Source organism: Streptomyces sp. NPDC104371 (genome assembly GCF_055583785.1).
The window spans coordinates 80,401-107,271 of the sequence record NZ_JBVJNF010000013.1 but is presented as its reverse complement, the minus strand read 5'-3'; the positions used below and the strand labels follow the sequence as shown (position 1 = coordinate 107,271).

The following is a 26,871-nucleotide window of genomic DNA, read 5'->3' as shown; positions in this document are numbered from 1 at the left end:
TCCGCCACACGGACGTGTGGTCGACATAAAGCGGGGTTGGCCACTCATGGTGACGAGTGGTAGGCGCGGGGCAATTCGGACGTAACAGCGATAACCCATGATCACAGGCATGATCATCACTGTCCGGTTTGCCCGTTACGGCGTCAATAAAGGCCGACACGCCCGGGGTTCGCAGGTGCGATCGGGCAACTGTGGCGCAGGCCACGTTTCTTGAAGCGACGGACGGGCCCCTGATACCGCTAGTAGCCATGTCCCACACCGCTCACATACGTAGCCACCGGAAGCCCCGCAACCGCAGCGCGTCTTCTCTCGCGATGCGGGCCGGAGTTGCCGGTGGCGTCCTCGGCACCCTGGCCGTCGCAGGCTCGTCGGCCTCTGCCTACGCAGCCGAGCCGGTGACGCAGACCCTCGAACTGCCCACCCTCACGGCCGACCTGGCCGCGCAGGCCGCCCAGTCCGCGGAGACCACCCAGCAGGTCGCCGCCACCTACCAGTTGCAGGCCGAACGCGACGCGGCCGTCTCGAAGGCCGCGAAGCAGGCCGAGGCGAACCTCGCCAAGGCCAAGAAGAAGGCGGCGGAGGCCAAGAAGAAGGCCGAAGCCGAGCGCAAGGCGGAGGCCGACCGCAAGGCCGAGCTCGCCGCCTCGCGCGGCACCGAGCGCACCGTCCTCACCGACGCCGCGCCGGTCAGCGCCTCCACGAGCGTCTCGTCCACCACGGTGAACAGCAGCTCCACCGGCACCGGTTCGGCCGCCACGGTCATCGCCTTCGTCAAGGCGCAGCTCGGCGACGCCTACGTCTCCGGCGGCACCGGTCCCAACTCCTGGGACTGCTCCGGCCTCGTCCAGGCCGCGTTCAAGCAGGTCGGCGTGGACCTGCCGCGCGTCTCGCAGAACCAGTCGACCGCCGGTACGCAGGTCTCGCTGAGCAACCTCCAGCCGGGCGACATCCTTTACTGGGGCGGCGCGGGCAGCGCGTACCACGTCGCGGTGTACGTCGGCGACGGCATGTTCGTCGGCGCGCAGAACCCGTCCAGCGGCGTCGTCGAGAAGCCCCTGTCGTACGACCCGCCGTCCGGCGCCGTCCGCGTGCTCTGAACACAGCGGCTCCGCCAGGCATTCCGCGTTCCCCATGAGGGCCGCCGCACCGATCGGTGCGGCGGCCCTTCGGACGTTGACGCGCCGTCACCCGCACCGCCGCGGACGCGCGCATTCAGACCAGCGGGAACACGCGCGTCACCACGGCGACGGGCCGGGCCCCCTCCGGCCTGATGGTGGGCCGCTGTTCACGGTCCTCGTAGCGGGTGAGCGCGCGGCGCATGATGTCCGCGACGGTCCCCATCTCCTCCGGCGTCAGATAGACGACGGCGCTGAACGCCTCGTCCCGCCGCCACTCCTCGGGGGCTTGCTCCTTCTGCGCGAGCCACTGCTGGTAGCTCTCGTCCTCCAGGCCACGCGCGAGGTCCTTGAACCCCGCGGGTTCGGGTGCCTGTCCCCGCAGCCGCCACGGCTTGGCCCGTCCGCGGCTGACCGGCACCTCCTCGATGCGTCCGTACCGGGCGAGCTGACGCAGATGGAACGAGCACAGGCCGGAGCTGTGGCCGAGCCGGGCGGCGGCCTCCGTGGCGGTGACGGTGCCCACCTCGGCGAGCAGCGCCAGCAGGGCGGTACGGACCTCGTGCTCGGGGAGCACGGTCTCGGGCGGCCGGCTCACATCGTCTTCGGTCACACTGGCTCCAGATCTAGGGGCGCTTTGCAAAGTCTGCTACTTTGCAAAGCCACTGACAAGCGGCCGAGCGGCAGCGAGGAGCAGCGATGCCCACCGTGTTCGTGCAAGGGAAGCCCGTCGACGCGTACCCCGCGGCGGCACCGGAGGCGCGGCGCGGCGCCGTACGACGGATCACCGAGGTGGGCGAGGCGGTGCTGCGCCGGCCCTGCCGGGAGGTCACCGCCGCGGAGTTCGGCTCCCCGGAGCTGGCCGCGCTCATCGACGACATGTTCCTGATGATGTACGTGGCCGACGGCTGCGGGCTCGCCGCGAACCAGGTGGGCGTGGACCTCCGCCTCTTCGTCTACGACTGCGCCGACGAGTACGGCGACCGCCATGTCGGCCACATCGTCAACCCCGTGGTGGACGAACCGGACACCACGGGCCGCCGCCTCCTCGACGAGGCCGAGGGCTGCCTGTCCGTGCCCGGCGCCACACGGGAGGTGCCGCGGCCCGACCGTGCCGTGGTCCGGGGCCGCGACAAGGACGGCGTACCGCTCGTCCTGGAGGGCAGGGGCTACTTCGCCCGCTGCCTCCTGCACGAGACGGACCATCTGCACGGGCACGTGTACCTGGACCGGCTGTCCAAGCGCGACCGCAAGGACGCGCTCCGGCAGATGGCGGACCGTCGCGAGGAGGTGTGCGCGCGACGCGCGGCGAAGGAGGCGGAGCTGAGCACTCCGTAGGACCGCTCCGCCCCCGGGCCTCACGCCTTCGGGGCCACCTTCGACAGACCGTTGATCACCCGGTCCATCGCGTCCCCGCCCGTCGGGTCCGTCAGGTTGGCCAGCAGCTTCAGCGTGAACTTCATCAGCAGCGGATGCGTCAGGCCCCGCTCCGTGGCGATCTTCATGACCTTCGGGTTGCCGATGAGCTTCACGAAGGCGCGGCCCAGCGTGTAGTAGCCGCCGTAGGTGTCCTTGAGGATCTTCGGGTAGTTCCGCAGGGCCAGTTCGCGCTGGGCCGGGGTCGCGCGCGCCACCGCCTGCACGATGACGTCCGCGGCGAGCTGGCCGGACTCCATGGCGTAGGCGATGCCCTCGCCGTTGAAGGGGTTGACCAGGCCGCCCGCGTCACCGACGAGCAGCAGGCCCTTCGTGTAGTGCGGCTGGCGGTTGAAGGCCATGGGCAGCGCGGCGCCGCGGATCGGGCAGGTCATGTTCTCCGGCGTGTACCCCCAGTCCTCGGGCATCGAGGCGCACCAGGCCTTGAGGACCTCGCGCCAGTCCAGCTCCTTGAAGGACGCCGAGGTGTTGAGGACACCGAGGCCGACGTTGCTGGTGCCGTCCCCCATGCCGAAGATCCAGCCGTAGCCGGGCAGCAGCCGCTCCTGGCCGCCGCGCCGGTCCCACAGCTCCAGCCAGGACTCCAGGTAGTCGTCCTCGTGGCGCGGGGAGGTGAAGTACGTACGGACCGCGACGCCCATCGGGCGGTCCTCGCGGCGGTGCAGTCCCATCGCCAGCGACAGCCGCGAGGAGTTGCCGTCCGCGGCCACCACCAGCGGCGCGTGGAAGGTGACTTCGCGCTTCTCCTCGCCCAGCTTGGCGTGGACGCCGGTGATCCGGCCGGTGCGGTCGTCGACGATCGGCGCGCCCACGTTGCAGCGCTCGTACAGGCGCGCGCCCGCCTTCTGCGCCTGGCGGGCCAGTTGCTCGTCGAAGTCGTCGCGCTTGCGGACCAGGCCGTAGTCCGGGTACGAGGCGAGATCCGGCCAGTCGAGCTGGAGCCGTACGCCGCCGCCGACGATGCGCAGACCCTTGTTGCGCAGCCAGCCGGCCTCCTCGGAGATGTCGATGCCCATCGCCACGAGCTGCTTGACCGCGCGGGGGGTGAGGCCGTCGCCGCACACCTTCTCGCGCGGGAACGCGGTCTTCTCCAGGAGCAGGACGTCGAGCCCGGCCTTGGCCAGGTAGTACGCGGTGGTGGAACCGGCTGGCCCGGCCCCGACGACGATCACATCGGCGCTGTGTTCGGTAAGGGGCTGGGGTTCGGTCACGGCGGGGTTCTCCACAGGACTCGACGGTACGGACGGCGCCAGCGGCGGTGTCAGCGGCGACCGCCGCGAGATCCACGGCGGGATCCATGGGGAGATCCACTGTGAAATCCGCGACGAAAAGGGCGTGCTGACGGGCGCTGGACATGGGCAGTCTATTCAGCGGTACCGATCTCCTGGCTGAAGGGCTGTCTCCCGTGAACCGAGCACTCCCCGATGTACGGCTGCGCGTTCCCACCGACGAGGACGCCGTCGCCTGGCACCGGGTCTTCGCCGACCCCGAGGTCATGGAGTTCCACGGCGGCCGGGCCGCCGAGCTGTCCGTCTACGAGGAACTGACGGCGCGCCAGCGCCGGCACGACGCCGAACTGGGCTTCTGCCTGTGGACCGTCCTCGACGAGTCGGGCGCGGCCATGGGGTTCACGGGCGCGCAGCCCTGGCCGCGCGAGTGGGGCCCGAAGGGCGAGATCGAGATCGGCTGGCGGCTCGGCCGCGAGCACTGGGGCAAGGGGTACGTCACCGCCGCCGCGCTCGCCACGCTGGAGCGGGTACGGGCGGCGGGCGTGAGCAGCGTGGTGGCCATGGTCGACGCCCGCAACACCCGCTCGATCGCGGTCACCCAGCGCCTCGGCATGAGCCTCGCCGAGGTGTTCACGACCCCCGACGGGCGGGAGGGGCACTGCTACCGACTCACGTTGTGACACTGGGTAGTTGATTGCCACAGAACGACACAGAGCGCTTCCGGGTGACACCCTCGGCCGGTTACCCTTCCGGGTATCGCTGGGGGTGACATCTGTGCGTATACCACCCAAGACACCCGAAGTGCGTGTGCCGCGGCTGGTCGGCCTGATGGCGGTGGACGCGCGCGAGGCCGCCGCGCGGCAGGGCGTCCTGCTGGCCGCGCCGGACCGGCCGGACTTCCACCGCACGGTCGTCGACCACGTCGTCCGTCAGTACCCGCCGCCCGGCACCGAGGTGCCCCGGGGTGCCGCGATCACCGTGTGGTTCGACCTCGGTGAGGGCGAGGGCGGCGGAGGCGCGGGGGTGCGCGAACCCCGCCTGCCTGCCCGGCCGCCGGGCGGACTCCTCCGCGAACTGGACGAGCCCGCGGGCAAGTTGACCGGCTGAGACCGTCAGGCCTTGAAGCCGCGGTGCAGCGCCACCACGCCGCCCGTCAGATTGCGCCACGCCACCTTCGACCAGCCCGCCGTACGCAGCCGCCCGGCGAGCCCCGGCTGGTCGGGCCAGGCGCGGATGGACTCGGCGAGGTAGACGTACGCCTCGGGGTTGGACGACACCGCGCGGGCCACCGGCGGCAGCGCGCGCATCAGGTACTCGGTATACACCGTCCGGAAGGGCGCCCAGGTCGGATGCGAGAACTCGCAGATCACGACCCGCCCGCCCGGCTTCGTCACCCGGTACAGCTCGCGCAGGGCCGCGTCGGTGTCCTGCACGTTGCGCAGTCCGAACGAGATCGTCACCGCGTCGAAGACGTCGTCCTTGAACGGCAGCCGCGTCGCGTCGCCCGCCGTGAACGGCAGCCAGGTGTGCCGCTTCTTGCCGACTTGGACCATGCCGAGGGAGAAGTCGCAGGGGACGACGTACGCGCCGGTACGGGTGAAGGGGAGCGACGAGGTCGCCGTGCCCGCCGCGAGGTCGAGGATCCGCTGCGCGGGGCGCGCGTCGACCGCCTTCGCGACCTCCTTGCGCCACAGCCTCGCCTGTCCGAGTGACAGCACGTCGTTCGTCAGGTCGTACCGTTCCGCCACGCCGTCGAACATCGAGGCGACATCGTGCGGCTGCTTGTCCAGGGATGCGCGGGTCACGGTCCCCATTGTGGCAGCACGGGACGGACGTACCGCAGGCGCCCGGCCCTACGCGCGTCACCCGCACGCCATGGCCGCCGACGCGGTCAGCGGCGGCGGTGCACCAGCCGTCCCGCGAGGACCGTCGCCACACATGTACCGGCGCCCCGCTCGGCGAGCGCCGCCTCGTCCGGGGCGTCGAACACCGCGAACGTTGCGTCCGCGCCCTCGGGCGGGAACGGCGAGACCAGTGCGTCGGCCAGGGTCCGCCCGGCCAGCGGATCGAGGCCCGGCCGGCCCGCCGGGGCCGCGGACCGCGCCCGCAGGCCCAGCCCGGCACGGTGCACGGCGTCCCGCACCGTGGGGCGGCTCGGCTCCCCGGCCGCGGCGACCGTCCCGTGCGCCAGCATCCGCTGCACACCGCGCCGCGCGCTCGCGCCCCAGCGGGTGTCGGTCATGGGGAGCGCCGCGAGGGCCTCGTCCATGAGCGGTTCGGTGCCCAGTTCATCGGCCTCGCGCGGGTCGGGATGGTAGGCCCGCTCCAGCAGTTCGGGGCCGTACGGGTTCACCAGGCCCGGCGTGAGAAGCCCCGGCCAGCGCCGGACGCGGGCGGCCGGATGCGCCGCCGCCAGGTCCTCGTACGGGCCGATGCCCGCGCACATCCGCCCGTCGACCAGCACCGCGCCGCCCACGACGGACGGCCGCTCCCGGTCCCCCGTGATCAGAAGATCGGCGGCGTGAATCGTCAGCATGGGAAGGCCAGTCGGTCCAGTCGGATCAGTTGGAGTTGAGCAGCTTCAGTTCCGGATGCGCCGTGCCGCCCTCGATCGCCGTCGAGGAGATGTGCGACGCGACCCGCTCGTCGGCGGGGTCGTTCGCCGGGTCGTCGTGGACGGCGAGGTGCTCGTACGTGGTGGAGCGCTGGGCCGGAACCCGTCCCGCCTTGCGGATCAGGTCGATGATCTCCTGGCGGTTGGAGCGGTGCTTGGCACCGGCCGAGGAGACGACGTTCTCCTCCAGCATGATCGAGCCGAGGTCGTCCGCGCCGTAGTGCAGGGAGAGTTGGCCGATCTCCTTGCCCGTGGTCAGCCACGAGCCCTGGATGTGCTGGACGTTGTCGAGGAAGATGCGGGCGATCGCGATCATCCGCAGGTACTCGAAGATGGTCGCCTGCGTGCGGCCCTTCAGATGGTTGTTCTCGGGCTGGTAGGTGTACGGGATGAAGGCCCGGAAGCCGCCCGTGCGGTCCTGTACGTCACGGATCATCCGCAGGTGCTCGATGCGCTCGGCGTTGGTCTCGCCCGTGCCCATGAGCATGGTGGCCGTCGACTCGACACCGAGGTTGTGCGCGATCTCCATGATCTCCAGCCAGCGCTCACCGCTCTCCTTGAGCGGCGCGATGGCCTTGCGCGGGCGCTCGGGCAGCAACTCCGCGCCCGCCCCGGCGAAGGAGTCGAGCCCGGCGGCGTGGATGCGCGTGATGGCCTCCTCGACCGTCACACCGGAGATCCGCGCCATGTGCTCGACCTCGGAGGCCCCCAGGCTGTGGATGACCAACTGCGGGAACGCGTCCTTGATGGCCCGGAAGTGCTTCTCGTAGTACTCGACGCCGTAGTCCGGGTGGTGGCCGCCCTGGAACATGATCTGGGTGCCGCCGAGTTCGACCGTCTCGGCACAGCGCCGCAGGATGTCCTCGAGGTCACGCGTCCAGCCCTTGGCGGTGTCCTTCGGGGCCGCGTAGAACGCACAGAACCGGCACGCCGTCACGCACACGTTCGTGTAGTTGATGTTGCGCTCGATGATGTACGTGGCGATGTGCTCGATGCCCGCGTACTTACGGCGGCGCACGGCGTCGGCGGCGGCGCCCAGCGCGTGCAGCGGCGCGTCGCGGTAGAGGACGAGCGCTTCGTCGGGAGTGATCCGCCCACCGGCAGCGGCGCGGTCGAGGACCGCTGTGACATCAAGGGACGTGAGGTCGGCCTTCTCGGTCACCGGGCGTGCCTTTCGTAGGGGAACAACAGGCGCGAAGCGCGTTCCGAACAGGGGTGAGGGGACGGGCGGACGGACCGATCCAGCGTACGTCAGGGGCTCTACGGGACGGACGTCAGGCTGTTCGGCCGTATGCCGGGACAGAGATGCCGGTTTCATGCGGCGTACGCATAGGCGAGCAGTCCGGCGAAGGCGCCCGCGATGAGGAACGGTCCGAGCGGGATCGCCGTCCGCCGCCCGGCCCGCCGAGCGAGGACGAGCCCGAGCCCGTACACCCCGGCGAAGACGAATCCAGCGAACGTCCCGAGCACCACGGTCCCCCAGCCGTACCAGCCGAGCAGCGCCCCGAGTCCCAGCGCGAGCTTGACATCGCCGAAGCCCATGCCGTTCGGGTTGATGAGGAAGAGAACGAAGTAGGCGCCGGCGAGCACGAGCGCGCCGAGCAACGCGGTGAGCCACTCCCCCACATGACCGGGCACGAGCGCGGCCACCCCCAACAGCGCGAGGGAGGCGGCGGCCAGCGGCAGAGTGAGCACGTCCGGCAGCCGCCGCACCCGGAAGTCCACCAGTGCCAGCAGCACGCCGAAGGGGGCGAGCAGCAGCCAGACGCCCAGTTCGGGGCGAGTCCCGATAGCGAGCACCAGCCCCGCGCACACCAGGGCGGTGACCACGCACACCATCAGGGTCCCGGGGCCGTACGCGCATCCGTCCGCACACCGCGCCCGCCCGACCCAGCCGCCGATCGGATGCCCAGCCGGACAGCGATCGCGCCATGGCTGCTCGGGCTCGACGGAGAACCGGTATGCGGCCCGGGGTACCAACACACCGGCTACGACGCCCCACAGGGCTGCGGCCGGTGCCGTCCAGAGGTCGAGGTCCACCGCCACACCCTACGCAGGCCGTCGGCCGGAGGATCGGCTCGCTCAGCCCGCCGTGCTCGCGTCGGAGCGCCGACTCGGCAGCAGTTCGTCGAGAAGCGCCTCGGTACGCGGCGGTAGGCCCCGGGCCCCGCTGCGCCCGATGAGGTCGTCGGCGACCTGCCGCAACCGCTCCATGTCGCCAGTGGCGTGGGTCGCACGCACCAGTTCGTTCCAGAGCCGCTCGTCGGACGGAGCGGTACGCAGTGCCGCGTTCAGCGCCTCGATCGCCCTCTCCGCACGGTTCTTCTCCAGGTGGAACGTGGCGAGCGCCAGTGCGATGTCCGCGACGAGCAACGGGAGTTGCGCGTCGATGATCTCGTGCGAGAGCCAGGCGTAGCGGTCCGCGGGCCGGTCGGCGAGGAGCGGGCCACGGACGAGCACCATCGCGTCGGTGAGCAGCCGCCCGCGCACGGCTCGGCTGGTCACGCCCTTGCCCTGGGTCGCCTCGTGGTACAGCGAGCGCAGCACATCCAGGTCGGACACGACCGACTCGGCGAGCGTGAGCCTCCCACCCGCGTCGGTACGCAGCCGCGGGGTGCCGTCGGGGTCGGTGCCCAGCCAGCCGTCGAGCCGCTCGATCAGGGCGTCGCGCACATCGTCCGTGACACCCCTCGGCCACAGAGCCGACGCCAGCACCCGCGGATGCACGCCCTCCCGGTGCAGGAGCAGCAGCGCCAACGCCTCACGCAACAGGGGGCCTCGCTGGTCGTCGATCTCGTCCAGTCCGATGAGTTCGTACGCTCCAACGAGCCGCGCGTACACCGCCGGCCGTCCCTGCTCGCTGATGTCGACGAGGAACGGCGGGGTCGAGGGCCCTTCGGGGTCGTTGTCGGGGTCCGCGGCGGCGAACAGTTCGACGACGGCCCGCTGTTGCGCCACCGGAAGCAGTTGGGCATCGAGTTCCAGCCCGAGCAACTGCGCGACGAGCTTGCCCTCGGCCGTGATCTCCATCTCCCAGGCGGCGCCGGGCAGATCGCCTGAGTCGGTGCCCACCAGATACCCGATCCCGAGTCGGCTCGCGTCCACGGCGAGTTCCGCCAGCCGGGACGCCTCCTCGGCCGACGGCTCGGCCGCGAGCAGCACCAGGTGCGGGGCCCAGCGTGTGTGCTGCGCGGGCCCGGTACGGCCGGTGAGTACGGAGTCGTGTCCCGCAGCACCGAGCGCTCCGCGCCGCTGGCGGGTCTCTGCCGCCATCGTCTCGATCAACGCCTCGATGTCGTCGAGATGACGCAGCCGGTTGGGGGCGAGCGGGGTGAGGTCCTCGCCGAATCCGACGAGGGTGATGGTCATGCGGTCGGACCAGCCGTTGGTGGCCAACTCGGCCGCGACAGAGGCGAAGACGGCCGCACGATCGCGTTCGAGGCCGCGCAGAGAGACGATGCCGGGGACCGCTTCTAGGTTGAGCAGCAGCCGGGCGCCGTCCATGGTCCCGAGGCTGACCAGTCCGGGGTAGGGGGCGGCGGTGTCGGCGTCCCCGTAGCGTTCGGCGTCGGTGCGCGCCAGTACCCAGAACGTCTGGTCCTGTCCGAGTTGCCAGGGCGCGGGCGGCTTCCCGGCGGGCTGAGCAAGCTGCAGTTGCAGATCGCCGTTGCTGAGCCAGGCGGCGTACACGGCGGGCAGCGCCCGCGACTCGGCGGCGAGGGAGGCGGCGAGCCCGCGCAGGGAGCGGTCGAGTACCCGCACCCCTTCGGGGTCGGCGCCCACGAGCAGCGCGTCCTGGACATCCGCGGCGGCCCCGGTCGGCGTGGGCGGCTCCATGCCGCGCCGCCCGCCGACCGCGCCGATCGCCGACTGCCACAGTGCCTGCCGGCGCCGGCGGCCGAGGGCGCCGAGGAGGCCGGCGGCGAGCAGGGGCGCGCCGATGAGGGCTTCGGGCAGGCCGAACGAATCGCTGCCCGTCTCGTCGGTGGCCTGCGGCTGGTGCCGATGCCCGGTGTCCTGGTGGGCAGACCGCTGCTGGGGACGGGGGGTCCCGGACGAGTGCTCGCCACGCTCCTCGGAGTGCCCGCCACGCGCCTCGCTGTGACTGCCGCCTTGGGCGTGGTCCCCGGTCTTGGCGTAGTCGTCGATCTGCTGCCGCACCTCCGGGGAGACCTTGGGCGCCTCGTCAGGCATCTCGACGAGTTCTCCGCCATGGGCGTCGGCAGGCATCTCCATGATCCAGCCGGGCCGGATGAGACTGGCCTCGGACAGCCGGGATCCGTCGGGCTGCACGCGGTCCTTGTTGAGCTGGTAGATCTCCTTGTACCGGCGCCCGTCCCCGAGGTGCCGCTCCGCGACCTCCCACAGCGAGTCGTGGTGGCGCCCTTCGGGGGGCTGGATCCGGTAGTACTTCGTGTCACCGTGCTCGGCCGAACCGCTCTCGGCATGGGACGCGGCCTGGGAGGCCTGCTCGGCGAGGGCGGCGACGGTGCGCGCGGACTGCTCCTGCTGCTGTGCGAAGAGCCCCGGAGTCTGCTGGGCCGAGGCGACGACGCCCTTCTGATGGCTTTCCAGGGGGTGTCCGAGCTGCGAGAGCCCCGGCGTGAGGCTCGCAGCCGTGGCACCGACAAGCAGCAGGGCGGCGACGAGCTGCCGCGCGAGCAACTGACTCGGCCCGGCGCCGGGAACGCGGCTTGGCAGTCCGACACCGGACACGGCGGCCCGCACCTCGACAAGCACACACGCGGTGAACTGAGCCCAGGCCAGCCAGACGATCACCGTCAGCACATGCAGGAACGTCGTGACGGTGATCTCCTGCTGCAGCCAGTCAAGGCCCGGCGCCCCGTGCGGCAGCGGCCATCCGGCCCACACAGCCAGTGCGCCCGGCACACCGACGATCAGCAGAAGCAGCGCGACGAAGGCGAGGAACGCCTTGGCGAAGTCCCCGAACGTACGCCGCCGCACCAGCACGGGCTGCGGTGTCCGGTTCCTCGGGCCCGTCGAGCTTCCCGTTGAGCTTGAAGTGCTACGTCGCGCCATAGCGGGTGTCCTGGGTCGTGAGTGAAGTGGGTGCGGTGAGCGATGAGGGGTAAGGGGTAGGGGGGCCGTACCGAGCCTACAGAGATCTCACGACGGCGGGCGATGCACCTTACGGACTGGGGCAGTTGAAGCCCAGTCTGCCGGTTCGGCAATGACAAGGGTGTGCGGGCCCGTCTCCGCGGCGCCGTCCTCCTCGGCCGGGTTGCCCTGTTCGACGAAGGTGTCCCGGACGTGCTTCGGTGTCTGGAGGGTTCCTTGATCCGGCCTACGTACGCGTGCTGGACAGTGGCCTCAGCCCACCTCGTTCCGTGCAACCGCCCGACCGTGGACGACCACACTGCCCCCGTAGAACATGCCGGTGAACACCGGCGAGTACGTGAGCTGCACCTCGACCTGCACCTGTTGTACGTCGGCGGCCACGCAGTGCGTCCCGGCGATGTCGGCGCCGGTCATCCTCATGGTCCGGGCGAAGGCCTTCACCCGGGCGTCGCAATCCTGGTACTTGATCGGCGCGGGCCCGCCCTCGTTGTCGTAGAGGGCCTCGCGGTCGATGTTCTGGGCAGCGTAGCGAGCCGCCTGTTCGGCGATGTCCGCCGCGCGCTCGCGCTTGGAGATGGACAGGCCGCCGTCGATGACGAAGGCCGCCAACGTCAGGAAGACCAGGGCGAAGATGATGACCGCGCCGGCTCCCGAGCCGCGGTCGTCCAGGTGCGCCCTCCGGGAGGACAGCCACGCGCTCGGCCGACTCCTCATGCCGACCTCCGGTACGGGTCCAGTGGCGAGCTGAAGCTCGATGACAGTCGCGTGGGAACGTTCAGACCGAGCATCGCCAGACCACGGACCTGACAGCTCACTTCCACCGTGAACAAGGTGTCGGGGGCGAAGCCCGGACTCGTCTGCGTCACGGACACCGGGCCCGAGCAGATGTCCGCAAGGTCCGCCTCCGCCGCCTTCCTCGCCTCCGCGATCGCCGTCCCGTGGTTCTTCTGGATCGAGCCCGCACGGGCCGCGTCGCGCGCAGCGCCGTCCAACGCGCCCCGCGCATTGACCAGTTGACCGAAGCCCACCAGCACAAGGATGAAGAGGATCATCACCGGGGCAAGGATGACCACCTCGACCGTGGACAGACCACGGTCGCTCCGCTCCCGTGTCATGCGATCCCTCAGCGGGTGGGAGTCCATCAGTGCCCACCCTCCTTCACGAATCGCTCCACCGGGCCCGCCGACCGTGCGTGCACGGTCAGTCCCAGGCCGGGGAACACGGACGGCACTCGCGCCGAGATCTCCACGCCAACAGTTCCCGGCTCCGGCTGCAACGTCTTCACGTCGGGTGACAGCACCAGGTTCGGGCCCAGTTGACGGATATAGGAGTCGGCGACGCCCCGCGCCTCGCCCTGCCAGGAGCCCGGCTGCTGGTCGGCCGTGGCGCGCGCCTTGCGGGCGCCCGCCTGGGCCGCCGCCTGGGCCACGTGGTCGGCGAAGAAGTACAGACCGAACTGCACCGTCGCGAAGATCATGAAGAAGAGCACCGGGGTGAGCAGTACGAACTCGATCGCGGTCATGCCCGAGTCACCGTGGGTGGAGGACGCCTTCCGCGCGCTCTCCACTCTGCCGCGCACCCATCTGCTCACACTCACGAGCAACCCCCGTCAGTCCCGTCGTACGTGCGATCAGCAGGTGTTGCCGGCGTCCGCACCCTTGATGCAGTCGCCGACCTTGTTGGCGCCCTCGCTCAGCGCCGAGTTGATGATCGCGGCGACCACGCCGACGATCGCCACCACGACCGCCGAGATGATGACCCACTCGACCGCTGAGGCACCGCGGTCCAGCTCACCGCTGCGGGCGCGCTCCACGCGGCCTCGCAGGAAGGTGACGAGGAAGTCCACCGCGGGGATTCCGGTGTGGAAGTTCCTTCCGTTCATAGAAGTTGTCCTCTCGACTCAGCGGGATCTCAGGAAGTCGGTTGTCAGTACGGGACGTTGAGCACGCCGGGGGCTCACACCTGGAACACCCGCACCGCCGCCGGGTAGATCAGGAACACCAGGAATCCGGCGCACAACAGCAATTGGGCCACGAGCATCGACTGCGACTTCTCGGCCGCGCTGCCCTCGATCTCGGCGAGTTCGCGGTGTCGCATGGTCTCCGCGCGGGAGGCGAGGGACTCGCGGACCTTCGCGCCGTCGTCCGAGACCAGGGCGAGGGAGGCGGAGAGATCCTTGAGTTCCTCGATGCCCAGCTCCTCGCCGAGCTGACCGAGCGCCTGCCACTGACTGATGCCGGTGATACGGGCGTCGGACAGGGCGTTGCGAATGCGCTGGTTCGCCCAGCCGTCGGAGATCTCGGCCGCCGCCATCAACGCCTCGGGCAGACCGCGCCCGCCGGCCAGGCTCATCGCCACCAGGTCCAGGTAGGCGCCGATCACCCGCTTCAGGTCGCGCCGCTTCTCGGCCGCATCACGCCGTACCTCCAGGTCCGGCAGGAAGAAGAACACCGCCGCGCACAGCAGCGCCAGCCACACTGGGATGAGGGGGCTGCTGCCGAAGCCCAGCGTCCAGACGACCGCGAACAGGAACGGACCGAAGATCAGGCCCGCCGCGGCCAGGAGGACCTTGGTCGCCAGGAACTTCTCCCAGCTACGGTCCAGCACGGCCAGGTCCGCGCGCAGCGAGCGCAGTTCCCAGCCACGCTGCAGATAGAACTCGGACACGCGGGAGCCCACTTGCCCCCGGATGGTGCCGAGGCGTCCGGTGTCTTCCACCCGGCGCGCCGACTCGTACGCTGCACCCCGCGCCCGCATCGCGTCGATCCGCGCCACCTGCGCGACCGCGCTGCGCTTCGACGGCATCAGCGCGCGTACGAGGGCGTAGACGCCCAGGCCCAGGACCACTCCGACCAGGACCGGCATCGTCAGGTTCATCGTCGTACCCCCCCTTCCGACGGGGCGGGCGTGCGGGGACGCACGAGGTGGACCGCCGACTCGTCCCGTACCAGGAACCGTTCGGGCGTCTCGATCGTGGACAGCTTGCGCAGCCACCAGAAGCCGAGCGCGAACAGGCCGCAGACACAGGCGAGGACGAGTTGGCCGAGCGGACTGCCGTACGGCTCCACGAATTCACGGTTGAAGATGGCCAGGCCCAGCACGAAGGCGACCGACACAGCGACGACGATCTGGACCGAGCGCCGCGTGGCGGCACGCTGGGCCATCACCCGCTGACGCATGTCGACCTCCTCGCGCGCCGACTTGGCCAGCGCGCCGAGGACCTGCCGCAGGCCGGGGCCGCGCAGCCGCGCGTTGAGGATCAGCGCGGCGACGATGATGTCGGCGGAGGCGTCGTCGATCTCGTCGGCGAGCACTTGAAGCGCCTCGGGCAGCGGGGTGCGCGCCCGCAGGCGGTCGACCAGGGCATCCAGATGGGGCCGCAGGACCGGAGCTGCCGCTCGGGCGGACGCCGGGATCGCCTGTTCGAGACCGACTGCGCCCGCGATGGTGTCGCGCAGCGACTCCGTCCAGGAGGCCAGTGCCTCGACGCGACGCATGGCGGCCCGCTCCTCCGCGGCACCGCCGAAGAGACGGTCCCAGAAGAAGACGAGAACACCTGCCGCGATACCGGCGACCGCCCAGCGCGTCAGCAGCAGGACGGCGAGCCCGACGAGGGCCGCCAGTGAGCCGCGCCGACCCGCGAACCGGATCAGTTCGCTCGCGCGGCGGATCGCCTTCTGCTTCTCGTGCTCGGACTTGGCGGGCAGGCCGCGCACGGCGGCAAGCAACAACGCGAGGCCACCGCCGACAGCGACGCCGCACGCGATCGAGTACAGGACGGTGGTGGAGAACAGGCCGCCCATGGAGGTGAGCGAGCCAACTGCCGCGTATGTCGTGGTCACCGCGTCACCCCCAGGACCCGGCGGGCCGATAGCCGTATGCGATCAGATCGTCCAGGCAGGCAACGGGCGCGTGCGGCACGACCCGGCCGTCGGGGGCCTCGGCGAACACCTCACTGGACAGGACACGCCCGTCGACGCCGTTCACCTCGCGGACGGAGGTGACCATGCGCTGCAGACGGCCGCCGCTCTGGTAGTTGTTGCGCCGCTGGATGAAGGCGACGAAGTTCACCGCGCCCGCGATCAGCATCTGGCTTGCCTCGATGGGCAGCCGCTCCTGTGCCTGGAGAGCGTAGGTCGAGATGCGGTTGAAGACTTCGCTGGAGCTGTTGGCATGGATCGTGGACAGCGACCCGTCATTGCCCTGCGACATGGCGTTGAGCATGGTGACGATCTCGTCGCCGAGCACTTCACCGACGATGACCCGGGAGGGGTTCATCCGCAGGGAACGGCGGACGAGTTCGGCCATGCCGATCGCGCCGTGGCCCTCGGAGTTGGGCAGCCGCTCCTCGAACGCGACGACGTTCGGGTGGAGTTCGGGAAACGTGTCGAGGCCGAGCTCCAGGGCGCGTTCCACGGTGATCAGACGTTCCTGCCCCGGGATCTCGTTGGCGAGGGCGCGCAGCAGCGTCGTCTTGCCTGCGTTGGTGGCGCCCGCGATCATGATGTTCTTCCGGGCCCGGACCGCGCAGGCCAGGAAGTGGCCGACCTCCGGCGTCAGCGTGCCGTTGCCGACGAGGTCCGAGATGAACACCTTGCCCATACGGGCGCGGCGGATGGACAGCGCGGGGCGCCGGGAGACATCCATGACGGCCGACAGTCGCGAACCGTCCGGCAGCCTCAGGTCGAGCTGCGGGTTCGCGGAGTCGAAAGGCCGGGACGACAGACCGGAGTAGGCGCCGAGCACCTGGATGAGCTCGATGAGCTCCTCGTCGGTCTCGGCGACCGGGTCGCCCGTGGCCTCGCGGCCGTCGGCATAGCCGACGAAGACCTGGTCGCAGCCGTTGATGTCGATGTTCTCGACCTCTGGGTCGTCCAGCAGGGGCTGCAGCCGGCCCACGCCGAACAGCGCGGCGTGCACGGCTGCCGCGTACTGCTCCTCGGTCTCCGCGTCCAGTGGCGTACGGCCCGCGTTGATCTCGGTGCGAGCGTACTCCTCCAGGATCTGGGCTATGACCGCGCGGGCGTAATGCCGTTCGTCCTCGCTGGACATCGGCGTGACGCCGCTGACCTGATCGAGCCGCCGCTGCTCGGCTATGCGGTCGCCGGCTTCCTGCCGGAACCGCTTGACCAGTTGGTGGTCGACCGCTGTCATCGGCCGACCCCCGCCTGTCCGCCTATCTGCCCGTGCGTCGGCACTGCCCAGGCGGCGCCGTACTGCTGGTGGAGATCCACCGTGATCTTACGGGCGGAGCGGATCAGCAGTGACTTGTCGAGACGTCCTCGCTTGCGGCCCGCCAGCTGGTCGGCACCCATGGGGTCGTCGGCGATGGTGCCGACGACCCGGGCGCCGGTCTGGGCATGCACCAGCATGTCGTTGACCTGGCCTGCCAGCTTGCCGGCCTTGCTCGGATCGGCGATCAGCACGACGCCGATCAGCGGGGTGGCGAGGCTCGCCACGCCGCGCGGGCCGCCGTGCAGCTTGATCGCGAGGGCGGTGGCCCGGTCGCGTACACGCGCGATGGCTTCGGGTTCGGTGCGGGAGATCAGCAGGACCAGCGCGGCATGCGGGAAGAGTTCGGCGGCAGGGCTGTCACCGCTGATGCGCCCGCAGTCGGCGATGACGTCGGCAGAGGCCTGCGGGGAGTCGGCGAGCGAGGCGAAGGCGCGACCGAGGGTCGGCCACAGCCCGGCAAGGCCGACGGCTTGCTCGGCGACACCGAGGCCCACGAGAACTTCGAGACCGCCGTTCAACGGCTGTACGTGGTCCCAGAGTTGGTCCGGTACGAGTCCCCGGCGGGCGGTGGCGGCGATGGACAGCATGCCGGTGTTCGGATTGAGCGGCCCGCCGTGCGCGGCGGCGCTGCGGTAGACGAGGTCGCCACCGGCCGGGTCGGTCTCGGCGAGCAGAGCGCGGCGGGGCCAGACCGCGGCGAGGGCCACGGCGGCGGTGGTGACGCCGGGGGAACCCTTGTCCGCGGCGAGGGCGATGAGAGCCATGTGTGTTCTGCTCGCCTCTAGTTGCCGGATACCAGTACGACGGCGACGTTGCCCGAGGCGGCGGCGCTGGCCAGGGCCGGGGCGTCGTTCTTGTCGACGGTCACAGTGATCTGCTTGTTGCCGCTGCTGATGGTGGAGCCGCTGCCCGTCGGCACACTGGCGACGCGGGCGTCGGCCACGATCGGCGTACCGTCGACGCTGCTGCCGGAGGCGTCGCGTCGGCTCGAAGACGAAGAGGAGGAGCCGCTGTCGCCGACGAAGTAGACGGCGACGGTGTCCCCGGACTTGATACCGGTCGGGTACTGCCCGTCCTTGAGGGAGAGACCGACGACGGCCTTGCCCGAGGCAAGGCCGGTCTTGCCGAACATCTCACCGACGACGACGGTGCCACCGTAGATGGTGGACTTCGCTTTGAGTGCCTTGAGGGCGCCGAGCTGGGACCACTTGACGTAGTGGATGCTGTCATCGGCGGCGACCATCACGGAGGTCACCTTGCTGTTGGTGACGGACTCCCCGGGCTGGATGTCGCTGGTCACCTTCACAACCTCGATACGGTCGCCGGCCTGCAGCACCAGCATGGTCGCACCGAGCGCGCCGACCAGGATGAGCAGTACCGCGAGAGCGGCCAGAGCGGGTTTGCGTTCGCGAGGCGGCGTGGGAAGCCGATCACCTGCCGCCTGCTGAGCCGGAGCGGAACGGCCAAGGCTCGCCCCCGTACGCTCTTGGATCTTCACGCAAGTGCTCCCCGTACGCCCACAAATGTGTTCCGCTGGATTCTCTGCAAGTCAGGACACTCCGCCCCGACAGCACATCGGGAAGGCATAGTTGACATCCAGTCAGACTGGCTGACTTAACTGCCACTTGGGCGAGTGTCAAGCCCTCGCACCGTATCAGCCGCACATAGGCCCCTCAAGGGGCCTTGGACCCTGTTAGGCACCGCCCTGCCCACCGGCGCCCCTCTGCAACGGGTCGTTCTGACTGCGGTTGCCCACCACGGGAACGGTGAATGACAGGTGTGGTCTCGTAACCACGTTACGTTGACGCCCAGTTGACCTATGCAGTCAGCCTCGCCCCGAACGCCCGATCAACACGAAGAGCTCGCAAGGCCTGGACGCTTCGCCCACAAGCACCGGACGACGAACAGAGTCGACAGAGCTTCCGTATCCAGAGATTCCTACACGAGCCCCGTACGCCCGGAATCACCCCTATATGGAGGGAAGTTCGGCCTGGGCAACCGAAACGCGGCACCGATACCGTCAGTTCACTTGACTGAATGCCTGTCTCACGGGGAGTCCACTGTGAAGCGCCGCACATTGCCCACCGCTGTCGCGCTGACCGCAACAGCAGCCATCCTGTTGACGGGATGCGGCAGCGGGGGCGACAAGCCGAAGGACAACGACAAGATCACCGGTTCCGACGCGGACGGGACGAAGGCATCGGCCTCGCCGAGCAGTGACGAAGCCGCGGACAGGCCCAAGGTCTCGCTCCCGAGCGATCTCACGGACACCTTCGAGGGCTGGAAGGCCGGCGACGCCGTCCAGAACACGATCCTTGGCGATGTCGCACAGAGAGTCGACGTGACCAACTATGCGATCACCAAGGGAGATGCCGACCTTCCCGCGCTCAGCTTCTACTACAGCGGAGGCGCCCTGGCGGACGCCAAGGACTGGGTCCAGTCCATCGTGAAGGACGGCTACACCATCACTGGTTCCAACCGGTACTACAACGCCAAGGTCGACGTCTTCGACTCCTCTTCGGCAGGCGTCGTCTACTGCGAGGACCAGGGCAAGGCGTACGCCAAGGACCGTAAGTCCAACAAGGTCTACAAGACCGCCGTCACCGACAAGTCGTACGTGCTCTACACAACGCGCCTGGAGAAGAACGGACAGGGCGTTTGGCAGACGACGAAGCTGACCTCACAGCGGGGGAGCACGTCGTGCACGCCGTGACTCTCCGCAGCCGATTCGCCGTGACAGGCCTACTCGCGGGCGCACTCACCCTTGCCGCTCCCGGAGCAGCCTTCGCGGACTGGCCACATGTGCCGTACGGCGCACTGCGCACGCTGCCATGCACTGTGGCGGAGTTGCGTGCTGAATTCGTGCCGTTCCAGCCTGTTGGGCTAAACCTGGCGAACAAAGAAGCACATCGATAACGTCATCCCTGACTCAACTCTCGTCCCACTGGGAGCAGAACGTGAATCGCCGCCCATTGCCCGTCGCTGCTGCGCTCGTCGCAACCGCGGCCATCCTGCTGTCTGCGTGCAGCAGCGGGAGTGACTCGTCGAAGGTGAACGACAAGATCGCAGGAGCCGATCAGGACGATGCGACGAAGAGAGCTTCACCGAGAACGTCGACTGACGCGACGGATATAGGCCGCCCAAGGATGTCCTTCTCGTCTGACTTCAAGATGGTGTTCGACCGCAGTGAGCCTTCCGACCCCACGGAAGCGGCTGCTCTCCGTGACGCCGAGAACTTCGTGCGTGCAATCAACTATGGAATCGTCCAACAGGACGCTGAAGATGCGGCGTACAAGTTCTATTCGAGCCCCGAGGGAAATGCCCAGGCGTACGCTAAGAACCAGATTCAGCAATATATCGACGGCGGCTGGACTGTCACAGGTGTACAGCGCTACACGCGAGCAAAGGTGACAAGCGACGGCCAACGCGCATCCGTTTCATTCTGCGATGACGACTCAAAGTTCTACGGGAAGGTAATCAAGACCCATAAGGTACTCAAGACCAAACCGAGCGCGAAGGACTACTACTTCTTTGAGATCGTCATGACCAAACCGAAGGAGACAAAAGACCTCTGGATCGCAGATGCAATCGAGGTGCAAAAGGAGGCCACGCAATGCAAAACATAAATCGTCGAAATTTAGGCACAATTGGTCTACTCGTGACCTGCTCATCATTCCCGCACAGAATTCGTTCGCCGGAGGACCGACAGACAAAGGCACAAAAGATTCGAGCACGGAAAATGGTCTCAATGGTGACGATCTCTACGCGAAAGCGCAGGCGATCTCCTACAATACGTCGAAGAACGGGTCCGGGTCTACCGCTGGCCCGATTACGGTCAGCAGGAGTTCCTGGAGTCCCCCAGCAAGGAGCCAGGGTTACCCCGGTTCCCCGATGTTGTAATTATTGTACTTGCCGTCCTTGTACTCTTGACGAAATTCGGACGAGGCGCTCTTTGCGTGCGGCGGCTGCTTACCGTCCTCGATGATCGCCTTGTAACCGTCCTCTGTCTCCTTGGCGAATTGTTTCGCACTCCATAACGGAGCGAACCAGCATACGACGCTACTAAGGTCAACTTACCCACATGGGCCTGGCTGAACAAAGGCGAGTTCAAGCCTGTCTCAGTCACGGCATCACTCAACGCCCCTGGCTTCAATATTCAGGCCACCACCAGCGCCAAGCCCGTCTCTCTTGAAATGGAGCCAGGCACAACGGACGCCGAAGTCTACCCTAGCTCCGGAAAATGCGCGATCAACGATGACGGCTCAATCGGAGAGCCGTACGCCAAGGGAAACGCAAACCAGTCGCCGCCATGCGGCATCAAGTACCATCGCTCGTCCGGAAGCGGGATCTTCACATTGAGGGCGACGATCACTTGGGAAATCGCTTGGACTGGTACCGGTGGCACAGGTGGCGACCTCCCCGACGGCACCTTCGGAAAGGACCAAGATATCGCCGTTCAAGAGATCCAGTCTGTCAATCGGTGACATTCCCATCCTCGCTACATCGACGTAATATTTAGCGAAATTTACAAACTCCGCCGACGGGGGACTGCCTGGATGACGTTCAGAGGGATGACCAAAGATAAGGCGCGGAAACTGGCCGCCGCACTAGACGTCGCTGATGGTGCACTCTCTATTCAGGGCCCATTAGTATCTGGCATTCTCGCTAAATGGGGAGGCGACCGGCGAAATACAAGTCCACATCCCCTTCCCTACCGGTCCATTCCTTGCCGTGTTCACACTCTTCACCGCATCGACAGAGTACTGGGGCGAATTCTGCGACATGATGGCAGCCATCCTCCAGACCGTCGTCTTCGACTTGCCCGACGCCGACTGACCAATGGGCCTGACATGCCCTCGTTTTAGGACCATGCATCCGCAATCGTCCGTGGCCCGACGGTAGTTCAGCCTGGCGAAACCCCGTCACCACCGATAGCGTCTCTACTCTTGACTGAAACTCTTGTCTCACGGGGGAGTCCCACTGTGAAGCGCCACACTGTGCCCGTTACTGTCGCGCTTGCCGCAACCACCGCCCTGCTGCTGTCCGCATGCGGCAGTGGCGACGCCAAGTCCGACGGCGCCGACAAGATCACGGGCGCCGAGGCAGGCGACAACAAGACATCATCGCCGAGTGCCGGCGCCTCCAGTACCGCCGACAGGCCAAAGATCACGTTGCCCGACGACGTGGAGAACACGTTCGAGAACTGGAAGACCGGCGACCCGGCCAAGGACGCGGTGCTTTCCGATGTGACTCAGACGGTGAACGCCATTGACGACGCGATCATCAAGGGTGAAGCGAACTCGGCAACAGTCGCGTACTACCGGCAGGGCAAGGCGCTCGCAAGCGCTCAGAGGTGGATCCAGGCATGGCTGGACGCGAACCTCTCGTGGACGGGTGTCACACGCTACTTCGCTCCGAACATCAAGCTCGCCGACAAGGACACTGCCGCGGTCGTCTACTGCGCGGACGAAAGCAAGGCCTACAACAAGGACCGCAAGACCGGCAAAGTTGACAAGTCGCCCTCCGATGAGAGCCCGTATGTCACCTACAGCACACAACTGAAGAAGAACACCGCGGGCGTCTGGCAGACCACGGACGTGGTATCGAAGAGGGGGGACAAGACGTGCGCCCGCTGACACGCGGCACGGCTGTCGTGAGCGTCCTCGCAGTTGCTCTCATGTTCGGTGGAACAGCGGAAGCCAAGGGGCCGGGAAAGTCCGAGTCCTAGATCGAAACCAGCGGAAGCCGATCCAGGAACACTCTGATCTCCAGGATCACCTACACGGGCGCTACGAAAGGCAGCAGCACTGGCGCCGGCCACGTCGCCCCCGTGGGCAACTGGACACCTCCTGCTTGCTGGTACGAGCCGCGCTCGGCCGAAGAGTTCGCGAAGTACGTCGAAGACATGTACACCGAGACCGTCAACTTTCCCGGCCAGCACAGTTACGCGAAGACCTCCGCAGGGATGTTCCGCAACGAATACAAGGACGGGACGTACAAGAACTACAACCTGGACAAGAAGGACAAGGGCACCTGGTGGGTCGCCGTCCGCGACGAGAATCGTTGGGCGGAACCTGAAGCCCAACTCTGCAGCAAGGCCCCCTTCTGGGTGGAGAACGGCGACACGCCACCCGTCGAAAACGCGGTAACGCCCCAGGTCCTCGCGGAAATCGCCTACAGCCGAATCCAGCTTCCGACCACCAAGGTCGCTCTCGCTCCGGCAGACACCACCAAGGTCAATCTCCCCACATGGGCCTGGCTCGACAAGACCGAGTTCAAGGCGGTGTCCGTGACCGCCGCGCTCAATGTGGGCGCTCTCAACATCCAGGCCACCACCACCGCCAAACCAGTCTCTCTCAGATTGGAGCCAGGCACAGCAGACGCCGAAACCTACCCCTCGTCGGGCGAGTGCGCACTCCATGACGATGGCTCGATCGGCGAACCGTACGCCAAAGGCAAGGCCGACAGAACTCCGCCCTGCGGGATCCAGTACCTTCGCTCTTCCGGTAATGGGGTCTTCAAACTCCAGGCAACCGTGACGTGGGAGATCACCTGGACGGGTACGGGGAACCCCGAACCGAAGCAGCTTCCCAAGGGCACCTTCGGGAACACGCAGGACATCAAGGTTCAGGAAATCCAGTCCGTCAACCGCTGATCGGCCCTACAACTCCGGTCAGGCAGCCCGTCCTTCCTGACCGAAGTGTCAGAGCAGCGTCACGACATGGCCTCGCCTCACACGATCCAGCGCAAGGACTCCACGATCGACGTGCACAGGCGGTGCATGGCGCCTGTCATTCGGCTCGTCGGTGCCGCGAAGGCGAGGATCAGGTAGCCGACGGCGCCGGGCATGTGGACGTAGAGGTCCATGGTCGTCGCCGTACGGACTCGTACTGCTTCTCCAGCGGGCAGACTGACGGTCGACACGTCGGAGAAGGCTGTACTCCGCCCATTGCCGACCTCCAATGACAATTGGAGTTCCTCAGGGGTCAGGGCGCCGGTTCGCGGGATCAACGAGACCATGAGCGAGGCTGGCATGACGCCGCCGTCGTCGTCGAGTTCCGACCTGAGGAAGAACTCCAGCGCCCCGCTCCTGACGCCTGCCTCGGCGGCGTTCCGCAGAGTGGCCCAGGCATCCTGCTTCGCTTCCGCGGGGACGCTCTTCCCTTCGGCTTGGTGGTCTACGAAGGTCTTCAACTGCGTACGCCACCGGTCCTGCGTGAGGTCGATGCGAAACCAGTCCCGCGGTACGAGCAGACGGTAGTCCTTGGGCGGCGCCGCAGCACCCGGCTCCTTCGTCATGCCGACATCACCATCGGCTTGCCGTCGTCGAACACACGGACACTCTTCACGACGCCCGCGAACATGGACGAGAACACCTCCCAGCCCTCGGGGGTCGGAGTCCCCAACTCCATGACCAGAACAGTGCCGTTGTCCAGGGGAATCTGGACCTGGATGAAGGACGTCCACACCGGCTCGTCCGCCCCGGAGGCCGTCAGACTTCCGTCCAGGCCGGCCTTCCGCGTACCGATGCAGGAGACAGCGGGTCCGCAGGGGAGCTCGATCTCGCTGACCTGTCCGAGGCCGAGGTGCCGCATCGTCGAGCCCAGGAACGGGACCGGCCTGGCTCCAGCTCTCTCGTCCAAGTCGATCAAGCTCACGCTCACCGTGGCTGTACACCGCGTGCCGTCCACCTCTGTCATGACGAAGCCCGCGTACTGGACCCCGGCTTCGATGAATGAGTCGTACTGAGCGGCAACCATGACGGCCCACTGAAGCTGCACCTCGAAGTCGGCCTCCGGCATCACCTGCCCAGCCAGTTCGACCAGTTGCTCAGCGGTCTCGTCCAGGTCCTCCGCATCCATCGGGATCTCGAAGAACCCTTCTGGCATGATCCAGCGGACGTCGAGCCCTTCGGAGCCCACCGAGCCCTGGACGTTGTACTCAGCTCGTACCGCGGTCACGACCAGGTTCTCCCTCACTCAATTCTGCTTCCGCCACTTCAGGGTGGAAGTCGGCGGCGAACAGATACGGTCCGTAGTGCGGATAGTGAGCGGGAACGGCAGCGCCTTCGCTGCGCGCCAGGTGCACCAGCTCCCGATACTTCCCCGCGCGTGCTCGGGTGTTTTGGCGTACTGGGTCTCCCCATTGATTCGCCGCAGCACGGCAGAAGAGCACCAGCAGGGCAAGGACGACGACTGCGACCGAGGCCAGATACCCGGTACGGGCTGCGCTCGATTCCCAGTACTGGGCCACCCCACCCCAGTACACGGCCGCCCCGAAGCCGACGATGGCCAGCGGAACGCCCACCTTGGATCCCGCGCTGAACATCGCCTCTTCGTCGTCATGCCGCAGCCTCAGCAACCTCAACACTGCGTGGTCGTCCAGGAAGTCGAAGCGAAGTTCCTTGCTTGCCTGCTCCGCGAACGACTTCGCTGCAGGAGTCTCGGCGATCACGTTTCCGGGGACGAGTCGTGCGGGCTCGCCGCCTCTACGGCCGATGAACTCCCACTCTCCGAGTTCAGTCGAGTCGCTCATATATCCTTCCCTCTCTTCTTCGTCTTTCCATTCGCTGAGACTTTGACTATGCGGCCAGAGCGGCGTGGAACGGCTTGGGTGACGGGTTAGGCGAGGGGCGCGGAGTCGGGGTGGGGGCAGGAGAAGTCTTCGGCTTGGCCGGCTCTTGATATCCCGTCTTCTCCCCGTTCTCTCCACTGAACATCCGGTGCAGCGCACTTGCGAGCCCCGTGCCCTTGATGGCGGCCGTGACCTGCTTGCCCCCAAGAGGCTCGAACGCCTTCGGAAGGTTAGTCACCTTGAGCTTGGTGCCGAGCTTGGTGCCGAGCTTGAGTCCTACGGCCAGAGTCTTGTTCGTGAGGGTCACGCTGACGCCGTTGAGAAAGTTGTGGCCCACACCGCCTATCGCGGCTGAACCGAACTTGCCAAGCCCACGGAATTTCCCCAGTCCCTTGAGGCCGCTGAACGCTTTGAAGCCCTTGAGCGCTCCGAGACCGGGAAGGATGCCCAGCGCGTCGGTCCCCAGTTTCAGCCAGTTGACCTTCCCCCCACGCACCGACATGTCGTAGGCATGACCGGCCAGCGCCGCCGCACTGGAGAGGACGGCCAGGGCCGCGAAGACGGGGACGAGGAACTGCAGCGGTGGAACGAACGCACAGATGACAGCCAGGACAGACAGGATTGCGGAGATATTGGAGAACGTGTCCGCCCAGTCGGCGAGCCAGTTCATGAATCCGCCCGGATCGCGCACGGCGTCGTGGTGCACCACGTTCTTGATGCGTCGGGCAGCGCGGTCTCCTGCGTCGTCGAAGATGTCTCTGGCGTCCTTGACGTTCTTGCGCGCATCCCCCATCCGACGCAGCGCCTCAGCGCGCTTCTTCGTCCACTTCTCGTGATCCTGCCGGTCCGATTCGGCCACATCACCCAGAGGGTGCTTGTCCGTTATCTTCTTCACTTCTCTGTCGGCAAGGTCGTGATCGGTCACGGCCTCCTGGTAGTCGGCCAACGCCTTGTCCGCCTTCTTCTGCGCACGGTGCAGTTCCCCGGCGAACTCCTTGGACTCACCCTCGGTGACCTTGGTGCCGAGCGCCTTCGCCGCTTCGTCGTACCGCTCGAAGGCCTTCTTGAGGCGATCACCCGCGCCGTCGGCAATCTCGTTGAAAGCGCGTCCCGCATCGCTGTCCCAGCCCTCCACGGTCGACAACGCCTTGATGACCCGAGCCTGTTCATCGATTGAGTCGGCCATTTTGCGCAGCTTGCGCCCGAGTGCGGCGACTTCGTCAGGGTCTCCCGGGGTGGGGTCACCGTCCCACAGCGGCGGCCAGTCGCTCGATCGCCTGCTCACTTCTTGCCCTTCCCCATGGCGCCGGCGATGGCCTTTGCCAACTCGTGATCGATCTCCTCGTACTTCTGGGCTGCGGCCCCGGTGTACTCGGACAGCTTCTTCACTTCCTTCGAGAGCTTCTTGCGTGTCTTCTTCCATGTGCTGCCGAACTCGTCGAAGGCATCTTTCAGACCGCCGTGCCCCAGATCGTCCTCATAACCGTCCGCCGGATTTCCATGATGGTCGAACTCTCGGTGGATTCTCCCCAGAGTTCGGGAACATTCCTTGATCGTGTCGAGGTCGTACTTGAGTCCGTCAGCCATT

29 protein-coding genes and 1 pseudogene are annotated in these 26,871 nt (G+C 67.5%); 9 read left to right on the top strand and 21 right to left on the bottom strand.

The annotated features are described in order from the left end of the window. Positions 1-248 precede the first annotated feature (248 nt). Positions 249-1,097: a C40 family peptidase gene (locus ACZ60T_RS30855; RefSeq protein WP_365632213.1), complete on the top strand. Its 849-nt coding sequence runs from the start codon at positions 249-251 to the stop codon at positions 1,095-1,097. A gap of 115 nt (positions 1,098-1,212) precedes the next feature. Here the strand turns inward: ACZ60T_RS30855 and ACZ60T_RS30850 are convergent, their stop codons facing one another. Further along, complete coding sequence (locus tag ACZ60T_RS30850) at positions 1,213-1,728, bottom strand: ArsR family transcriptional regulator (protein ID WP_469668918.1); 516 nt, start codon at positions 1,726-1,728, stop codon at positions 1,213-1,215. Between the two features lie 86 nt (positions 1,729-1,814). Here ACZ60T_RS30850 and def point away from each other — a divergent pair, with 86 nt between their 5' ends. Then, positions 1,815-2,453 carry a peptide deformylase gene (gene def / locus ACZ60T_RS30845; protein ID WP_469668916.1) on the top strand — a complete coding sequence of 213 codons (639 nt, stop codon included), beginning with the start codon at positions 1,815-1,817 and terminating at the stop codon, positions 2,451-2,453. Between the two features lie 20 nt (positions 2,454-2,473). Here def and ACZ60T_RS30840 read toward each other — a convergent pair whose 3' ends face one another. Then, the gene (locus ACZ60T_RS30840; protein ID WP_365632204.1) at positions 2,474-3,763 is read right to left on the bottom strand and encodes a geranylgeranyl reductase family protein; all 1,290 of its coding nucleotides are present in this window, start codon (positions 3,761-3,763) and stop codon (positions 2,474-2,476) included. A gap of 194 nt (positions 3,764-3,957) precedes the next feature. Between ACZ60T_RS30840 and ACZ60T_RS30835 the strand changes: the two genes are divergently transcribed. Beyond that, complete coding sequence (locus ACZ60T_RS30835) at positions 3,958-4,461, top strand: GNAT family N-acetyltransferase (RefSeq protein WP_469668915.1); 504 nt, start codon at positions 3,958-3,960, stop codon at positions 4,459-4,461. 94 nt (positions 4,462-4,555) lie between these two features. Then, the gene (locus tag ACZ60T_RS30830; RefSeq protein WP_469668914.1) at positions 4,556-4,888 is read left to right on the top strand and encodes a PASTA domain-containing protein; all 333 of its coding nucleotides are present in this window, start codon (positions 4,556-4,558) and stop codon (positions 4,886-4,888) included. Positions 4,889-4,893: 5 nt separating this feature from the next. On the opposite strand, the gene ACZ60T_RS30825 is transcribed toward ACZ60T_RS30830, so the two are convergent. The 14 genes from ACZ60T_RS30825 to ACZ60T_RS30760 all read right to left on the bottom strand — a co-directional run bounded on the left by ACZ60T_RS30825 (position 4,894) and on the right by ACZ60T_RS30760 (position 18,207). Further along, positions 4,894-5,586, bottom strand: a complete 693-nt coding sequence (locus ACZ60T_RS30825; protein ID WP_469668912.1) for a demethylmenaquinone methyltransferase — start codon at positions 5,584-5,586, stop codon at positions 4,894-4,896. Positions 5,587-5,672: 86 nt separating this feature from the next. Beyond that, positions 5,673-6,317, bottom strand: a complete 645-nt coding sequence (locus ACZ60T_RS30820) for a hypothetical protein (RefSeq protein ID WP_469668911.1) — start codon at positions 6,315-6,317, stop codon at positions 5,673-5,675. Positions 6,318-6,342: 25 nt separating this feature from the next. Then, a complete protein-coding gene (gene mqnC / locus ACZ60T_RS30815) occupies positions 6,343-7,557 on the bottom strand; it encodes a cyclic dehypoxanthinyl futalosine synthase (protein ID WP_365632189.1) in 1,215 nt (404 codons plus the stop codon). A gap of 152 nt (positions 7,558-7,709) precedes the next feature. Then, positions 7,710-8,435, bottom strand: coding sequence for a prepilin peptidase (locus tag ACZ60T_RS30810; protein WP_469668910.1), 726 nt, complete (start codon positions 8,433-8,435; stop codon positions 7,710-7,712). Between the two features lie 42 nt (positions 8,436-8,477). Further along, positions 8,478-11,435: a BTAD domain-containing putative transcriptional regulator gene (locus tag ACZ60T_RS30805; RefSeq protein ID WP_469668909.1), complete on the bottom strand. Its 2,958-nt coding sequence runs from the start codon at positions 11,433-11,435 to the stop codon at positions 8,478-8,480. A 291-nt stretch (positions 11,436-11,726) separates the two neighbouring features. Then, on the bottom strand, positions 11,727-12,188 hold the full coding sequence (locus tag ACZ60T_RS30800; RefSeq protein ID WP_469668908.1) for a TadE/TadG family type IV pilus assembly protein: 462 nt from the start codon (positions 12,186-12,188) through the stop codon (positions 11,727-11,729). Next, complete coding sequence (locus ACZ60T_RS30795) at positions 12,185-12,616, bottom strand: TadE/TadG family type IV pilus assembly protein (RefSeq protein WP_469668906.1); 432 nt, start codon at positions 12,614-12,616, stop codon at positions 12,185-12,187. Before ACZ60T_RS30795 ends, ACZ60T_RS30800 begins: the two co-directional genes overlap by 4 nt. After that, positions 12,616-13,077, bottom strand: coding sequence for a TadE family protein (locus ACZ60T_RS30790; RefSeq protein ID WP_469668905.1), 462 nt, complete (start codon positions 13,075-13,077; stop codon positions 12,616-12,618). The genes ACZ60T_RS30795 and ACZ60T_RS30790 overlap by 1 nt, the downstream gene beginning before the upstream one ends. Positions 13,078-13,104: 27 nt before the next feature. Further along, a complete protein-coding gene (locus ACZ60T_RS30785) occupies positions 13,105-13,356 on the bottom strand; it encodes a hypothetical protein (protein WP_469668904.1) in 252 nt (83 codons plus the stop codon). A 74-nt stretch (positions 13,357-13,430) separates the two neighbouring features. Beyond that, complete coding sequence (locus tag ACZ60T_RS30780) at positions 13,431-14,351, bottom strand: type II secretion system F family protein (protein ID WP_469668903.1); 921 nt, start codon at positions 14,349-14,351, stop codon at positions 13,431-13,433. Continuing rightward, the gene (locus ACZ60T_RS30775; RefSeq protein WP_469668961.1) at positions 14,348-15,277 is read right to left on the bottom strand and encodes a type II secretion system F family protein; all 930 of its coding nucleotides are present in this window, start codon (positions 15,275-15,277) and stop codon (positions 14,348-14,350) included. Before ACZ60T_RS30775 ends, ACZ60T_RS30780 begins: the two co-directional genes overlap by 4 nt. 43 nt (positions 15,278-15,320) lie before the next feature. Then, entirely contained in the window at positions 15,321-16,628 is a 1,308-nt protein-coding gene (locus ACZ60T_RS30770; RefSeq protein ID WP_469668902.1) for a CpaF family protein, read from the bottom strand. Beyond that, entirely contained in the window at positions 16,625-17,473 is an 849-nt protein-coding gene (locus ACZ60T_RS30765; RefSeq protein ID WP_469668901.1) for a hypothetical protein, read from the bottom strand. The genes ACZ60T_RS30770 and ACZ60T_RS30765 overlap by 4 nt, the downstream gene beginning before the upstream one ends. 17 nt (positions 17,474-17,490) lie before the next feature. Next, positions 17,491-18,207, bottom strand: a complete 717-nt coding sequence (locus tag ACZ60T_RS30760; RefSeq protein WP_469668900.1) for a hypothetical protein — start codon at positions 18,205-18,207, stop codon at positions 17,491-17,493. Between the two features lie 564 nt (positions 18,208-18,771). On the opposite strand from ACZ60T_RS30760, the gene ACZ60T_RS30755 reads away from it, so the two are divergent. From ACZ60T_RS30755 to ACZ60T_RS30735, 5 genes and pseudogenes are all read left to right on the top strand, one after another. After that, complete coding sequence (locus ACZ60T_RS30755; protein WP_469668899.1) at positions 18,772-19,422, top strand: hypothetical protein; 651 nt, start codon at positions 18,772-18,774, stop codon at positions 19,420-19,422. Between the two features lie 337 nt (positions 19,423-19,759). Beyond that, positions 19,760-20,335 carry a hypothetical protein gene (locus ACZ60T_RS30750; protein WP_469668898.1) on the top strand — a complete coding sequence of 192 codons (576 nt, stop codon included), beginning with the start codon at positions 19,760-19,762 and terminating at the stop codon, positions 20,333-20,335. A gap of 435 nt (positions 20,336-20,770) precedes the next feature. Next, positions 20,771-21,193: pseudogene (locus ACZ60T_RS30745) on the top strand (hypothetical protein); the annotation flags it as partial. A 498-nt stretch (positions 21,194-21,691) separates the two neighbouring features. Then, entirely contained in the window at positions 21,692-22,345 is a 654-nt protein-coding gene (locus tag ACZ60T_RS30740; protein ID WP_469668896.1) for a hypothetical protein, read from the top strand. Between the two features lie 194 nt (positions 22,346-22,539). Next, positions 22,540-23,364: a hypothetical protein gene (locus tag ACZ60T_RS30735; RefSeq protein WP_469668894.1), complete on the top strand. Its 825-nt coding sequence runs from the start codon at positions 22,540-22,542 to the stop codon at positions 23,362-23,364. 77 nt (positions 23,365-23,441) lie between these two features. Here ACZ60T_RS30735 and ACZ60T_RS30730 read toward each other — a convergent pair whose 3' ends face one another. Genes ACZ60T_RS30730 through ACZ60T_RS30710 form a run of 5 tightly spaced genes read right to left on the bottom strand, consistent with a single transcriptional unit; the run spans position 23,442 to position 26,870 of the window. Beyond that, on the bottom strand, positions 23,442-24,008 hold the full coding sequence (locus ACZ60T_RS30730; protein ID WP_469668893.1) for a hypothetical protein: 567 nt from the start codon (positions 24,006-24,008) through the stop codon (positions 23,442-23,444). Then, positions 24,005-24,670 carry a hypothetical protein gene (locus tag ACZ60T_RS30725; protein ID WP_469668892.1) on the bottom strand — a complete coding sequence of 222 codons (666 nt, stop codon included), beginning with the start codon at positions 24,668-24,670 and terminating at the stop codon, positions 24,005-24,007. The genes ACZ60T_RS30730 and ACZ60T_RS30725 overlap by 4 nt, the downstream gene beginning before the upstream one ends. Next, positions 24,651-25,244, bottom strand: a complete 594-nt coding sequence (locus ACZ60T_RS30720) for a hypothetical protein (protein ID WP_469668891.1) — start codon at positions 25,242-25,244, stop codon at positions 24,651-24,653. Before ACZ60T_RS30720 ends, ACZ60T_RS30725 begins: the two co-directional genes overlap by 20 nt. Before the next feature lie 46 nt (positions 25,245-25,290). Further along, positions 25,291-26,568, bottom strand: coding sequence for a putative T7SS-secreted protein (locus tag ACZ60T_RS30715; RefSeq protein ID WP_469668889.1), 1,278 nt, complete (start codon positions 26,566-26,568; stop codon positions 25,291-25,293). After that, entirely contained in the window at positions 26,565-26,870 is a 306-nt protein-coding gene (locus ACZ60T_RS30710; protein WP_469668888.1) for a WXG100 family type VII secretion target, read from the bottom strand. Before ACZ60T_RS30710 ends, ACZ60T_RS30715 begins: the two co-directional genes overlap by 4 nt. Position 26,871 lies beyond the last annotated feature (1 nt).